This is a genomic window from Ruegeria sp. N7, from assembly GCF_056531345.1.
Genome location: NZ_JBQFLR010000001.1, coordinates 530,364 through 544,114, shown reverse-complemented (window position 1 = coordinate 544,114; position 13,751 = coordinate 530,364). Strand labels below are relative to the sequence as shown.

General features: G+C 54.7%; 13 protein-coding genes. 4 read left to right on the top strand and 9 right to left on the bottom strand.

The annotated features are described in order from the left end of the window. Nucleotides 1–6: 6 nt before the first annotated feature. The 8 genes from ACR0ES_RS02655 to ACR0ES_RS02620 form a co-directional block, all read right to left on the bottom strand. Nucleotides 7–975, bottom strand: coding sequence for a type II secretion system F family protein (locus ACR0ES_RS02655; RefSeq protein WP_480480649.1), 969 nt, complete (start codon nucleotides 973–975; stop codon nucleotides 7–9). Beyond that, nucleotides 972–2,360 carry a TadA family conjugal transfer-associated ATPase gene (locus ACR0ES_RS02650; RefSeq protein ID WP_480504939.1) on the bottom strand — a complete coding sequence of 463 codons (1,389 nt, stop codon included), beginning with the start codon at nucleotides 2,358–2,360 and terminating at the stop codon, nucleotides 972–974. Before ACR0ES_RS02650 ends, ACR0ES_RS02655 begins: the two co-directional genes overlap by 4 nt. Before the next feature lie 12 nt (nucleotides 2,361–2,372). Continuing rightward, nucleotides 2,373–3,599 carry a CpaE/TadZ family protein gene (locus ACR0ES_RS02645; RefSeq protein WP_480869394.1) on the bottom strand — a complete coding sequence of 409 codons (1,227 nt, stop codon included), beginning with the start codon at nucleotides 3,597–3,599 and terminating at the stop codon, nucleotides 2,373–2,375. Continuing rightward, nucleotides 3,599–4,246, bottom strand: a complete 648-nt coding sequence (locus tag ACR0ES_RS02640) for a TadE/TadG family type IV pilus assembly protein (RefSeq protein WP_480869392.1) — start codon at nucleotides 4,244–4,246, stop codon at nucleotides 3,599–3,601. The genes ACR0ES_RS02645 and ACR0ES_RS02640 overlap by 1 nt, the downstream gene beginning before the upstream one ends. After that, nucleotides 4,243–4,740, bottom strand: a complete 498-nt coding sequence (locus tag ACR0ES_RS02635) for a TadE/TadG family type IV pilus assembly protein (protein ID WP_480772786.1) — start codon at nucleotides 4,738–4,740, stop codon at nucleotides 4,243–4,245. The genes ACR0ES_RS02640 and ACR0ES_RS02635 overlap by 4 nt, the downstream gene beginning before the upstream one ends. Before the next feature lie 13 nt (nucleotides 4,741–4,753). Next, nucleotides 4,754–6,292 carry a pilus assembly protein TadG-related protein gene (locus ACR0ES_RS02630; protein WP_480869390.1) on the bottom strand — a complete coding sequence of 513 codons (1,539 nt, stop codon included), beginning with the start codon at nucleotides 6,290–6,292 and terminating at the stop codon, nucleotides 4,754–4,756. An 8-nt stretch (nucleotides 6,293–6,300) separates the two neighbouring features. Continuing rightward, on the bottom strand, nucleotides 6,301–7,260 hold the full coding sequence (gene cpaB / locus ACR0ES_RS02625) for a Flp pilus assembly protein CpaB (RefSeq protein WP_480480662.1): 960 nt from the start codon (nucleotides 7,258–7,260) through the stop codon (nucleotides 6,301–6,303). Nucleotides 7,261–7,395: 135 nt separating this feature from the next. After that, nucleotides 7,396–7,560, bottom strand: a complete 165-nt coding sequence (locus ACR0ES_RS02620) for a Flp family type IVb pilin (protein ID WP_267367933.1) — start codon at nucleotides 7,558–7,560, stop codon at nucleotides 7,396–7,398. 646 nt (nucleotides 7,561–8,206) lie between these two features. On the opposite strand from ACR0ES_RS02620, the gene ACR0ES_RS02615 reads away from it, so the two are divergent. Further along, nucleotides 8,207–8,923 carry a helix-turn-helix transcriptional regulator gene (locus ACR0ES_RS02615; protein ID WP_480869388.1) on the top strand — a complete coding sequence of 239 codons (717 nt, stop codon included), beginning with the start codon at nucleotides 8,207–8,209 and terminating at the stop codon, nucleotides 8,921–8,923. A gap of 889 nt (nucleotides 8,924–9,812) precedes the next feature. Here the strand turns inward: ACR0ES_RS02615 and ACR0ES_RS02610 are convergent. Next, nucleotides 9,813–10,859, bottom strand: coding sequence for a hypothetical protein (locus ACR0ES_RS02610; RefSeq protein ID WP_480485465.1), 1,047 nt, complete (start codon nucleotides 10,857–10,859; stop codon nucleotides 9,813–9,815). A gap of 209 nt (nucleotides 10,860–11,068) precedes the next feature. Here ACR0ES_RS02610 and ACR0ES_RS02605 point away from each other — a divergent pair, with 209 nt between their 5' ends. Genes ACR0ES_RS02605 through ACR0ES_RS02595 form a run of 3 tightly spaced genes read left to right on the top strand, consistent with a single transcriptional unit; the run spans nucleotide 11,069 to nucleotide 13,721 of the window. Next, on the top strand, nucleotides 11,069–11,668 hold the full coding sequence (locus tag ACR0ES_RS02605) for a PepSY domain-containing protein (protein WP_480485466.1): 600 nt from the start codon (nucleotides 11,069–11,071) through the stop codon (nucleotides 11,666–11,668). Between the two features lie 38 nt (nucleotides 11,669–11,706). Beyond that, nucleotides 11,707–12,366, top strand: a complete 660-nt coding sequence (locus ACR0ES_RS02600; protein WP_209503754.1) for a response regulator transcription factor — start codon at nucleotides 11,707–11,709, stop codon at nucleotides 12,364–12,366. Continuing rightward, nucleotides 12,366–13,721, top strand: coding sequence for an ATP-binding protein (locus ACR0ES_RS02595; RefSeq protein WP_480869386.1), 1,356 nt, complete (start codon nucleotides 12,366–12,368; stop codon nucleotides 13,719–13,721). The genes ACR0ES_RS02600 and ACR0ES_RS02595 overlap by 1 nt, the downstream gene beginning before the upstream one ends. The last annotated feature ends 30 nt before the right edge of the window (nucleotides 13,722–13,751 follow it).

Below are 13,751 nucleotides of genomic sequence, written 5' to 3'. Positions count from 1 at the left end.
TTCCCCTTAGAATCTGAATTTAACCAGCCGCTTCAGGATGAAACCCTGGGCAATTGTCAGGCCAATGATCACCTGGGCGAAATACGGAAACAGCGGATCGCTGCGTACGTCGCCGTAAAATGTTGGGGAGGAGACCTCGATCGAAAGATAAATGATGACCGGCAAAATCGTGAGGATAAGGCTGCTCAGGCGACCTTCGGCGGAAATTGCCTTGATCTTCTTTTGCATCGTGTGCCGGTCCCGGATGGTCTGGGACAGAATGCTTAGAACGCGGGACAGGTTGCCGCCAGTTCCATGCTGAATGCCGATACTTACAGCAAGGTATTTTGCATCCTCTGTTCCGACGCGGTGCGCAAAGTCGTGAAAGGCGGTCGCGACGTCATCACCATAGTTGATCTGGTCTTTGATGATGCCAAACTCTGACCCGATCGGATCCGGCAGATCAGAGGCAACGTTTCCAACCGTCACTGCAACGGGATGCCCCACCTTCAGCCCCCGGGCCATCAGGTCTAACGCGTCTGGCAGTTGTTTCGTCAGTTTCTTCGCGCGGGCGTCTTTCATGGCGACCAGCACGATAACCGGGCCGATGAGGCCGAACACAGCGCTCAGAATGACTGCCAGTTCCGGTGCAAGGAACCGGGAGGCCCCGAAAAAGATCATCAAAACCAGAAGGGAGACGGCGAGAACCACCCAAACCGGGTTGACCGCCAAACCGGCTTGCACAAGCAGACGACGAAACCGCGTAATCAGCCCGGCTTTTTCACCAGCAGCCAGCATTGCGGGATCGCGAAGCAGCTGCAACACCTGATCCGTCGAAGCCCCGTTCTGGATCAGTTTCATGCGGCGGTTTCTGGCTTCGCCATGCGTTTCCTTGCGCGCCAGAAGCTGGTGAACGCCTTCGTAGGCAAGCAGAATACCCAGAAAAATCGAAATATAGATCAGGATGTTCAGTATGTTGGGCTGAAGGTCAATCATGATGTCGTCACCCCATGAATAAACATGTTGGTGTCCACATCGACACCCGCCGCCACCAGCTGGTCGAAGCATTTTGGCCGTATTCCGGTTGGCAGGAACTCTCCCAGAACGTCGCCGTTTTCAGACTTGCCACGGCGCTTGAAGACAAAGATGTCCTGCATCGTGATCGTATCGTCTTCCATGCCCGTGATTTCGGAAATACTGACGACCCTGCGTGTCCCGTCGCTCAGACGGCTGAGTTGCAGGACGATCTGAATGGCCGAGGCGATTTGAGACCGGATGGTTCTGACGGGCAGGTCCGCCCCCAGCATCGTCACCATCTGTTCGACCCGGCTGAGCGCATCGCGGGCCGAATTCGCATGTACGGTCGTCATGGAGCCGTCATGTCCCGTATTCATGGCCTGAAGCATGTCAAAGCATTCGGCACCACGGACCTCGCCGACAATAATGCGGTCAGGCCGCATCCTGAGCGCGTTGCGCACCAGATCCCGCTGCGTAATCACCCCTTGACCTTCCGAGTTGGGGGGACGGGTTTCCAAGCGGACGACATGGCTTTGCTGCAACTGAAGTTCGGCCGCATCTTCGATTGTCACGATACGCTGCTTGCCGTCGATATAGGATGAAACGGCGTTCAGCATTGTTGTCTTGCCCGAACCGGTGCCGCCAGAAATCAGAATGTTCAGCCTGGCTTCGACCAGCGCGGCCAGAAGCTTGGCTGCCTGTTCGTTCATGCTGTCCCGCTGGACCAACTTGTCGATGGTCAGAGGATTGCGCGAGAATTTGCGGATCGACAGCGCCGGCCCATCAACTGAACACGGGCGGATAATCGCGTTGACCCGGCTTCCGTCTTCCAGACGCGCATCGACCCATGGCTGGGATTCATCAATACGGCGGCCGACCCGGCTGACGATCTTGTCAATGATCCGAAGCAGATGGCGTTCGTCGCGAAAGCGCACGGAGGATTGCTCCAGCAGGCCAAATCGTTCCACATAGACCTGATCATAAGAGTTGACGAGAATGTCGTTGATGGTCGGGTCTTCCAAAAGGGGTTCCAGCGGGCCCAGACCCATCACTTCGTGAATGAGCTCATCAACAAGGGCCGTAAATGCCTCGGACCGTAAATGAAGGCGTTCGGCCTCGATCAGCCCTGTGACCAGCGCGGCGATCTGACGTTTCAGTTCGGACCGTTCGACCTTGTCGATCACCGACAGGTTCAGACGGTCGAGAAGCTCGCTGTGCAGACGGCTTTTAAGCTCCAGATGCGCTTGCAGGTCAACGTCCACCGGCTCTGGTGTTGCTTTGGACTTTGACACCTCGATCGGCCGTTCCAGAACCAACACATTCGACTTGGACGCGGCCCGGCGTGATTTGTACTCGTTAAACACGGCGATCTCCCATTATGCAGTTTTTTGTGTGGCTGGCCGGGTGCCTTCGGACATGGACGCAGCCAGTTTCGTCAGGGCCTTGCCAAGGTCCGAATGCGGCTTCATGTCCACAATCGGTCGTCCCAGATCGACCGCGTTTCGCGCAATCTTGGGATTGTCCGGCAGCCAGTGCTTCAGTTTCGTTTCCAGCACTTTTTCGGCCTCGCGAACGTGTGCGGGTTTGATCAGCGTCTTCCGTTCGCGGTTCACGACAACCTCGACGGGCAGGGCCACGTTCGCCTCGCGATAGAAATCGATCAGGCGCCGGGTCTGGCGAACACACGGAACCGTGGTGTCAGTAACCAGTGCAAGTTGGTTCGCGCGTTTAAAGATGGGTTCGACCCATTCCACAACGGCACAGGGCAGGTCGATGACAACATAGTCGTACCGGCGCTGAAGCAGGTCGAGCATCCCCTCGATCAAGCCCGGTCGTATGGATTGAAGCGGAACCAGCGGCACGGGCGCGCACAACACATCAATGCCGAGCGTATGGTTCTGAAGGATCGACGTCAGGAAATGATCATCCGGCTCTTCCTGATTTTCGATGAGTTGGAGGCATCCCCCGTTATCTTCTAGATCCAGAAACACGTTCGCGTTTCCGAATTGCAGATCAAAATCCAGAAGCGCGACGCGGTTTTTCGCCTTTTTCCTCAGGAAGGATCCTTTCCCGCCCACCAGTGAGCAGGCAAGGTTGACTGCGACCGTTGACGCTCCGATTCCACCGCGGGATTTTGCAACCGGGATCACCGTGCCAAGGGCAGAGGGGCCATTTCGAATGAACCCTTGCGGAAGTGATCGGGAAGAGATTTTTTCTGCTACTGCAGCTTTCAGCCCATCCTCGTCAATGGACAGGGGCAGAACCTCGTCGATGCCGATTTTCCGCAGTTCGCGGGCGACCGAGATCGAAACATCATTCTGCGTCAGCGCGACAAACAAGGTGTCGTCTTGTCGATGGGTCAGCAGGTCTTTGACAGCCAGAACCTCGCCCGCGTCGCAGGGGTCGATTTCGAAAATAACCAGGTCATGCTTGAATGCCAGATTGCGTGCTGTTCCGTTCAAAGCTTTGAAAGAACCCGCATTCTCTGAGATTTCGTTATTTTGACCGGCGGGAAAGGCATTGGCGACCACCTGAGCGACGGTTTCGCTTTCAGATACAAGCATGACAGAATGTGAATTGAGATTGGAAACGTTCTTAACCATTAACCTGACTCTCCTGATGCCAGGTCTTCGGCAGGCAGCGAAACGCTGAAATTGGAAAACCCGGCTGTTGAAGGAATTGTGCTGCTGGTCGCGCCCGCGGCATTTGCAAGCGCGGCCAGCGGCGACACGAACTGAAAATCATTCAGGTTCAGCTCAACCGTGACCATGGGCGTGTAAGGGCCACCCAGGAAGCCCAGATTGGAATTGAAATCATAGGCAAACTGCAAGGCGTCAATCGTCGTGCCGGGGGGCAGCAACGGGTTGATGCGCCCCCAGATTTCAGATGCTGTGGTGTTGGTGGCGTCACCCACACAAGCTGGCGTTACGGGGTCGGCACATACGCCAGCCGACGCACTGCATGGGGTGCCAAAGCGAGGGGACAACGCGGATGTTCCCCGCGTGTGGGTTTGTGGCACACCCGGACAGGCCGCAGGGCGCACCACAGCGATGCGCGCCGCCAACTGTGCGGCTTTTTGCGCGTTCACTCCGCTGTATGATAGCCGGCCAAAGTCCAGCAATGCCAGGAACAGGAAGGAAAACAGGGACACAACCAAGGCAAACTCAACAAGAACCCCACCATTTTGGTCGCGCAGCATCTTGTCCGCGACCTGGCGCAAGATGGCGCGGTTATTTCGCAACCGTGTCATTGGCCAAATATCCGCGATGTGTCAGCGACGTCGGTGGTTATCGATGACGCGCCGCTGCCGAAAAGCTTCAGAATGCCCCCCAGCGGGAACTGAACGGTGATATTGGCGCTTACCTGACCGACGGGTGCCGGGTTTATGCGATACGTGCCCGACACACAGGACAAGCTGGGCGTTACTGAGTTGACGGTTATTCTGGGCGGAAACAGGCTGTTGCCGTGAATGTCACGCTCGACGATCCCTTTCAAAGTTGTGCTGAGCCCCGCGACAGTTCCGCCAGACGAACAGATATCCGAGGGCGTGACGCGCGACATATAGCGGCTGGCATCCCGGACACCGGCAATGACCGACTGGTACGACCACATAAGGCGTGCGGATTCCAATGTCACCGCCAACAGCAGCAGCATAATCGGCATGACGAGGCCGAACTCGACTAGGATCGCTCCATCGTCGCTTTTGGCGAAGCGCTTGAAAGGGGATTTGAGGCGAATACACATGAACCCTCAGCCCCTACCGATACAACTGTACGACGTCGCGAAAGATGCCGCCAAACCCGTTGCCGCCGCTGCCAACGCCGGTCACATCGGGGAAACCGACGACCTCTCCGTGGATGTCGAAACTGGGGGGGGAGCCACCGTCATCACCGACCGGTTCAGTCAGGAACACGGCAACAAATTTGGTGACCGGAACCCCAGTTGTCGAACCAGATACTGGGTTCAGCGCGCAATCAATACCGGCAGCTGTTACAACGCGCCGTGCCGGGTCGTTGGACATCTGGCTGGAACACATTGGACGGCCGGTTTCGGCAAGTGAAGGGTCAAGAATGGAATTTGCGTTCGGTGCCGCGTAGGGGTTCGTGTTCCCGTAGGCTATTTCCCTCAGATACATTCCATACCGCGTCCCGGAAAAAACGGTATCCGACCCGGACAGTGGTGGCAGATGTGTGTCGCTGCCGATGCCGTCGGCAATCCCATCTGCCAAATCGTGGTTTCGATTAAGGTACCCGGTTCGATCCCAGTTGCCGTCACCGAAACGGTTGTTTCCACCGCAGGTGCCTGCCGTCATGCACAGGTCGCGCCCTAGACCGGTTGTATCAGGGGTCGTCTGTTCATTACCCTGAATGCAAGCGCCGCCACCGTTGCTTTCAATCCCCTTGATCACATTTGGTGCGGGCGCGAAATCGATATTGTTCTTCTCACCGTTGAGAACCGAGCGGTAGATGTCAAAGCGGACGTTGAATGCAGCGTTGGTAATGCCGTTTTTCTGGCCGGGTTCGGTGTTCAGACCATTGGTCAGAACACATTGGGTGATCTGGCTTTGCGCCGCGATCAGACAGGCCAGCTTATTGCCCCCTTCGTCGGCACATACACCCGAGCTGTCTTGGAAATTCGCCAGATCAATAAAGCCGAAATTGCCCGGACCCCAAGCCGTTCCGTTGCCGCCACTGCGCAGCAATATCTGGTCGCCTACGGTCAAAGTGGATTCCCAATTCGGGGGCAGGCAGAACATTAGGGGTGAGATATCGCACGCCGCTTTCGAGTATCCGGCCACTGCCTCGGCTGAAACGCTGGCAGCAGAAAACCCAGCCCCACCAAGCATTTTGTCCAGCGCCGAAGCCAGGCTCATCGTCAGGGATTTAGGTGTCAACACGATCTGCGCGAACCTGGCCTTTCGTGGATCGGTTGTAATATCTGCGCCAAGCGGGGTCAGATCCGATGCCGGAAGCGCCGAGTGAAACAGGAGGGTATAATCCGAAGATCCTGAAAGCGTGGTCGCCCCGTTTGCGAATGTCTGGCTGTCGCTGACAAGATTTGCTGCTGCATTTGTGGCTCGCGTAATCGCGTCCGGTTGGCCGTCCAACTCTCCCGCTGCGGCCAAAGCTACGTTGTCGGCGAATGACTGAAGCTCTGCATGTGTCGAATTCAACCGGCCAACGTCCAGTGTGATTGCAAAGAACCCAAGGAATGCGACCAAAGCAGTGCCCCACAGGATCGCGACGGTGCCGTTCTCCTCTTGGGCGAATGCGGATATGATAGCGCGAGTTGGCATGGCTGAACTTATTGACCGGGTGTCTGACTGACTTTGATTGGGCGAATGCGGGGTTTGACGCGCGGAGTCGCGGACGCCGGCGCAAGCTGCGCATCTTTTTGGGTATCAGGTTGCAATTCGGCGGCGGGCGCAGTTTCTGTTGCCTGTTCCGCTTCTTCCTGTTGCCGCTGGATGGTCACAACCTCAGTCTCGGTTCCCCGGCGCAGCTTTACAGTGGGTTGAATATCCACCTTTTCTACCGGTCCTTCCTCCTGCAACAGATCGCGCAGGCGAACCATCTCCATGGGTTCATCCTCGACGCTGTCCAGGGTGCGCAGTGTCAGGCTCAGGGTTCCGGCCTTTTGAGCCAGGGCCAGACGTTGACCTTGCTGCGGGGTCACTTCCACCGTAATCGTGCGGGCGACCTCCGGCTGATCGCTTAATTCTTCCGACTGCTGGTCCACGCCAATGACGCGAATATTCTGCAAGATGGTGACCGCGCGCAGGTCCTGCTTGGCACCTTGGGTCAAGACGATATCAACGTGATCGCCTGGGGTAACAAAACCGCCCACGGCTGTTACAGCATCGACCTCGATCGCCATGGCGCGTGTGTTTTCACCCAACTTCTGAACAAGGGTGACTTTTTCTCCAAAGTTCGAAACCTTGGAAAGAAGCATTACTTCGCCGGGATAGAACCGGCCCTTGGCGCGCCGCAGCTGACGGCGATTGTTTGGAACAAGTACATCAATGTCCGTGAAAACTCCGGCCGGGAGCGCCTCGCGCGGCCAGGGGTGAATTGTGACGTCGTGCGCTTCGATCGTTTGACCAAACGCGATTTCTGATCGGGCCACGTAGATCTCAACCAGATCGGCATCTGGCGAGACACCGGCAGTGCTTGTCTTAAACTGAATGTGATCTTTCGCCAGGTAAACGGAACCGGACGCTATCGCAATTCCAAACAGTGTAGAAATGATTGGCCTGATACGCATCACTCTCTCCAACAATTACGTTCTGAAATATGGAACTTCGGTCGTCTTGTTTTCGCGAAATTCCTGGCGGTGAACTCTGCGCCGCAACAGTGGCGCGGCGGCACAGAGCTCTGTATTTTGGTAAGTGTGTTTGGGTCAGCAGGTCGCGCTACCCAGAGCAGCGCATGCACCAGTCACGTTTGTGTTGGTAGTGGTGCCCAGATACGAGAATGCGCCAACTGCAATCGACGCCACGACCAAAAGAGCCAGGCCATATTCGACAATTGCTGCACCGCTTTCATTCTTAACAAACTTCTTCATGAATTTAGTCATTATTTCCCCCAAATAGGTTAGACGTTATCAGCGCTCCGTATTCTTGAGCGCAAGCCAGGCGAAAATGCATTAGCTCGGGAATCAGAATAGGAACGGGGGAAATGCGTGCCTTCCTTCAAAGGTAATTGAAATACACCTTTTGGTTGAATCAATTGAAGAAAATCACCCTTTTGGGCGAATACATTTAACCCTGCGTTAACAACGTATTAACGTTCAGCGAATCGCCCTTTTTCGGAAACAATGAATTGAGCCGGGTCGCAATTGTGAGCGGGATGGTGGTTGATTTTTACTGACCGGTCTGGCGTTTGCGGATTGGCATCGTGCGGTTCAGTGATGACAAGACTTAGAAAAGCATATTAAAAACAGATATATAAAGTTTCTTAAAAGCCTTTGTTTGAAAACTTCCCGCGCAGACAAGCCGATAATTCCGGTTGCTGTGACTTCGAAAGGAACACAAATTTGTTGTAGTAACCCGAACCTGTTTGTTTGGTCGGTCTGTTTAGTTGAATGGTTAATTGTTATGAGTGTGAGTTTTTTAAAGAGCGCTCAGGCGAGGGAGAGTCTGGACTTTGTAGTGGAGTGGACTCAGGCCCTATGCGGTAATGGCTCCGTGTCTCGATCCGTAAATTGTTTAATGCGCCTGGCAAATGCTGATGCGGTTCTAATTGTCAGAATGCAGAAAAAGGATTGGAAGGCAAAGCATATTGCGCGCTGTTGTGTCCAGCAGGGGAAAATCTGGCCTTCACAGCCGCAAACGCAGGCAGAGTTGGTTATTGGAGAATGTATATCAACGGCAAGGCCGGGTTCAGTCTGGAAACTATCAGACTTGGTGTTATCCGACGCATCATCAATGTCACACTATCGGCTTCAAAAGCCTGAAGGGCTGGTGGAGGTTATCCTAATTCCGCTGGACGTAACCGGGGCGCAGGTTGATTACATTGAGCTGCATTACAGTATACGCCCGCAGGCCTGCGAACTGGATCTGCTAACTGCTCTGGCACCAACACTATCGTCTGGCTGGGGCAAACGCTTGCCCGGAACGGTTGCTGCCTGTTCCGAGGTTCTTCGGAGTCACCGGTCCAAATTCAACAGCAACAATCGCTTTGTCCCGATCCTTGATCCACACAATCCGGCCGACCTCAGCAGATGCGAGTTTCGGGTGTGCGCGATGATGAAAGAGGGAATGACTGTGAAGACGATTTCGGAGACTCTGTCCATTGGCCCGACAACAGTTCGTTCGCACCTAAGTTCTATATTTTCCAAAACAGGGGCAACGAGCCAGGTCGAGCTTTTGCATCTGTTAAACCGAAACGTTGATGCTGACAGGGGTTTTGCTCAGATCGCGGGTTAGTTAACCGAATGTATTGCTACCGGGACGACCTGAAGACCGTTTTGGTTTTCAAAGGATCCATCCGCCGTCATGGTCCTGCCCTTTATGGTGCCGCGCAGGTCGACCAACCGCTGAACTGTGTCGCAATTTCGTCGGCTGTTTCGTAGATTTCTTTCTTCGGCCGCAGTTTTACCCCCAAATTCGGTGTAAGAAACCTGACTCGCTCGCCATAGACGTATGTCGCTTTTCCTTGGGTTAAACAACCTTACGGAGTAGGGAGAGAGTGCCCTATTTTTTTATCCATCTGGCCTGATTGTATCTGTTGGCGAAATAATATCCTTTTTTGTTAATTACTTAGTCGTTGTTCATGATTTCGCGACAACATTAACATAATGTGAACAATGTATTCTCTGAGTGTTCAACTGGCTCGGGGCATACTGATCGCACAGGCCGGGCAAACCACGTCCGGTTGAATGGAAGGGGAACAGCATGATTAAGACTGCTATTGAGGTTGCGCCGTATGCATGTGCGACAATGCAACCCCATAATCCCGTCATGAACGGCGAAGTTTCAAGTAATACAAATTCGAGCAGCAGTCGCTTCCCTCCTATCGAAAATGCACTGACAGAAATCGTAAATAACAAGCGACTAGAAGAGGCAAACCGGGACTTCTGAAAATCAGACGTCCGATGGATTTCCGGATCAACTTGATCAGGGAAAGATAAAGCCCGCTCCGAATTGGAGCGGGCTAAATTTTTTCTCAGTAACCTTTGCCAACTTGCGTCGGGCATAAGCGCAATACAACCTGGCGGTCAGGATCTTAATGAGAAAGTCGGGCCAGCCAAACGGCTGGTAATCACTTAGCTGGCCCGGTCTTTTGCCCACTTCATAAGAATGAAGGCAAAAGCTGTTAGCTATCCAGTCCGAGCATTGCCTTTACAGCAGCCTCGACCTCGTCGGTGACGGGTTTGTTCGCAGCGTCTTCCAATGCCGCGCGCTCATCGAGTGACTGCTGCTCAACGGCGTCTGCCAGGTCTTCGACGTCTTGCATGGCTTCCTCGTACTCCAAGGCTGCCTGTTTTTCGGCATTCAGGCTGTCAGCGGCATCTTTGGAAGCTTGCAGATCATCGTTTGCGTCCTGAAGTGCGTCCTCGATATCAGGATTGGTGCCTCCCGCATCTGCCAGTTGCTGTTCGAGATCATCGACGATGTCCTGCTTTTCCTGAACATCGGCCAGCGCATCCTCAAGGTCGTCATTGATTTCAGCGCTGGAGCGCTCCGGCGGGGTCATATCATCCAGAAGGTCTTGTTTTTCGGCAAGCTCAGCTCGGATGCTGTCGCCAGCCAAAACCGTGTCGCGATAGGTTGCAATGCGACCGACGCGCGAATTCGGGGCAGCGTTCTGGAGGGCCTTCTCACTTGCGTTGGCTGCGTTCAGTGCGCCCAGTTCCGAAGGGTGGACGCCCAGCGCGGCAGCCAGTTTATTCCCCTTCTTGTGGGAATCGGTCAGGTCCGTTTCCTCGACCTGAACCTTAGATTTTGTCGCGTGCGCTGACGGTGCGGTCTTGGTCTGAGTTTTCGTGGACTTCTTACCGGTAAACAGTTCTTTCAAAGAGAACGATTTTCCCTTCGAAGATTTTGACTTCGAACCCTTTGCGCCAGAGGTAGTGCGCCCTGACTTGCCGGCGGATTTTGAGCCGCCACCTTTGGTCGCGCCATTACCGCCGCTGTTGCCTTTGCCCTTTCCGGCACTGTCGCTGTTTCCTTTGCCACCACCGTTACCACCGCCGTTTCCGTTACCACCACCATTGCCACCGCCGTTTCCTTTACCGCCGCCTTTGCCATCTTTTGCATAAGCCACGTCAGGAAATGCAATCGCGCCAACAATTGCGGTGGAGCCTAACATTGCGATTGCGAGTGCAGAGGCTTTCAGCAAGCCGGTCATATTGGTTTTCATAGCGTTCCTCGTAAATCGAAGGCGTGTTTCAGTGGTCCGACATAGTTTTCCAAGATTCGCACACAGGCAAACCGCTTGCCGGAATCAAGATCTGACAGGTGCTATCTAAACCGATCATCATTGAACCCACGCCAAACTGGTCGTTCATCCCCAGTTCATGTTGAAATCGGTAGATTATGTAGGTGGTTGCGCAGTAAAGAGTGCCGAAGATGAGAAAGCTCTTAACCATTATGTTTCTTATTGTCTTTCTCCAGCCCGGAGAAGGCAATGCAGCCGTTCGTGAGCTGAAGCAGGCAGAACTGCGCAAAGCAACAACCTCGGGCAACGCAATCCGGTTGCAGAAAGTCATCAAAGGGGTCGAACAGGTCTTTGGCGGTACGCCTATTGATGCGCGAGCTTTTCAGGCCGACAAAGTTTACTACCGCGTACTGGTCAAAAAGCCGAACGGGAAGATTGTCAGTGTTATTGTTAACGCAAAAACCGGCGTTGTCGTTTCCAACGGGTCCAAGATCGGCAAACAAATCTCAGAAGCGGCCAAATCTGCGCCCGGAAACTCGGCCAATGCGAAATCTCAAGGCAAGTCTTCAGTCAAAGCAAATGGCGGTCAAAGCGGCAACCGCGGGAACAGCGGTGGCGGTCGCGGCAACTCTGGTGGCAATGGCGGAGGCAACTCCGGAGGTAACGGCGGCGGCAACTCCGGTGGTAACGGTGGTGGCAATGGCGGTGGTAACGGTGGTGGCAATTCTGGTGGCAATTCTGGCGGCAACGGTGGTGGAAACGGTGGCGGCAACGGCGGTGGTAAAAAGTAATGGTTAAACTGCCATTCGCACGCCTATAATTCCCAAGTATGAGAGTCTTACTGGCAGAAGACGAACCGCACCTTTGCGAGCAGATCAAGAAACTGTTGAACGCTGAAGGTCGGGTCGTGGACATTGTGAACAGCGGCCTGGAAGCTTTGCATCTGGGTGCAACAGAACCCTATGACATGATCATCCTCGATATTGGATTGCCGGAACGCGATGGCATTTCAGTTCTGCGGGAATGGCGCAGTGCGGGCATCAAGACTCCGGTGCTGATCCTCACGGCCCGCGATGGCTGGAGCGAAAGGGTCGACGGATTGGACGCAGGCGCGGACGACTACATGACCAAGCCGTTCCATATGCCCGAACTGGCAGCGCGGGTCCGTGCCATACTGCGGCGGCAGAGCGGTCAGTTGAATCCCGTCGTCGAAATGGGAAATGTTGTGCTGGATACCCGCAACGGGCGTGTAACGGCGGATGGCGTGCCCATCGACCTGACCGCGCAGGAGTTGGCTGTTCTTACATATCTGGCCCATAATGTTGGGCGTATGATCTCAAGGACCGAGTTGTCGGAACATATCTACGAATACGATGGAGACAGGGACTCGAACACCATTGCGGTCTTCATAACCCGTCTGCGCAAAAAACTTGGCCCTGATCTGATCACAACGATTCGGGGCCGCGGATACATGATCGACTCTGCCTGATGTTATCTCTGCGTCAACGGGCTCTACTGGGGGGGATCGCGTCGGGTGCCCTTTCAGTGGGTGTTGGTACGCTGGCCGTGTTCTCGTTCATCAATGCCCGCGTTTCGGACAGGTTTGATACCGCACTACTTGATCGTCACACGCAACTGGTCGTTGGGTTGAGCGTTACGACCCATGACCCGGATGCGCTGCGCGATCTGATGTTCGATCCGGCCTATGGCACACCGTATTCTGGCCGATACTGGCAAGTCAGCAACAGCGAAGGCGAAATCTTTACGTCGGCTTCCTTGTTTGATGAAGTCATTGCCGAACCCCTTGGCACCCCTGATGTAACGACGCTTTGGAACACTCCCGGTCCGGAAAGCGAAGCTTTACGAGGAGCCTTTCAGAAAATTACCTATGAGGATGGCACGGTCTGGGGGGTCAGCGTTGCCGAAAGTCAGGCCCAGCTTGTCGCGGAACGCCGCGCTGCACAACAAAGCCTGCTTCCGGTTTTTGCGCTGGTTGGTCTGATCGGTGTCGTTGGGTCGCTACTTCTGACGTCAATCATCCTGACGCCACTCAGAAAGCTTCGGTCAGATGTGGCGCATCGTTGGGATCGGGACGAAGACCTTAGGCCAGGCGATTATCCAGAAGAGGTGTCTCCTCTGGTCGAGGATCTGAACCAGCTCTTGCGTCGAAACCGGGAAATCGTATCGGGATCACGTCGTCAGGCGGCAGATTTGGCCCATGCCCTGAAAACGCCTACTGCAATCATGCGCAATGAATTGGTGCTGTTGTCCGAAGCGGGAGGTTCTACGGAAACCGCTGTGGAAGCTCTCGACCGCATTGACGCGCAACTGGGCCGGTCTTTGGCCAGAATGCGGGCGCTGAACACTGCAGATTTGACCCATTCTCGTGCTGATCTGTCTCATTCGATTGATCGACTGGCGCGTCTGTTCACCACCATGGCCGAGCGCGAAGGAAAGTCATTGGAAATCGAACGCGACCCGGGTCTTTGGGTGCGTATGGACGCGCAGGATATCGAAGAAGTTTTGGGCAACCTGCTGGATAACGCGGTCAAATGGTGCAAACATAAGGTCCGCGTGACGGCCATGAGAACCTCGAACGGGATCGAAATTGTGATTGACGACGATGGTCCGGGAATTCCTCAGGACGCTCACCGCGAGGCGCTGCGATCGGGGGGGAGGCTGGATACCTCTGTTTCGGGCAGCGGCCTTGGGCTGGCCATCGCGGTTGATTTGTTAAAGGCCTATGACAGTCGACTTGATCTGGGTGCATCCAGCTCGCTTGGCGGTCTGGAATGCCGGATCGTAATTCCGAAGGGAACCAATGCGCATCCTGCGACGGGCTGATCATTTGCCCTGAAGGTTCAGGGTGCTTTG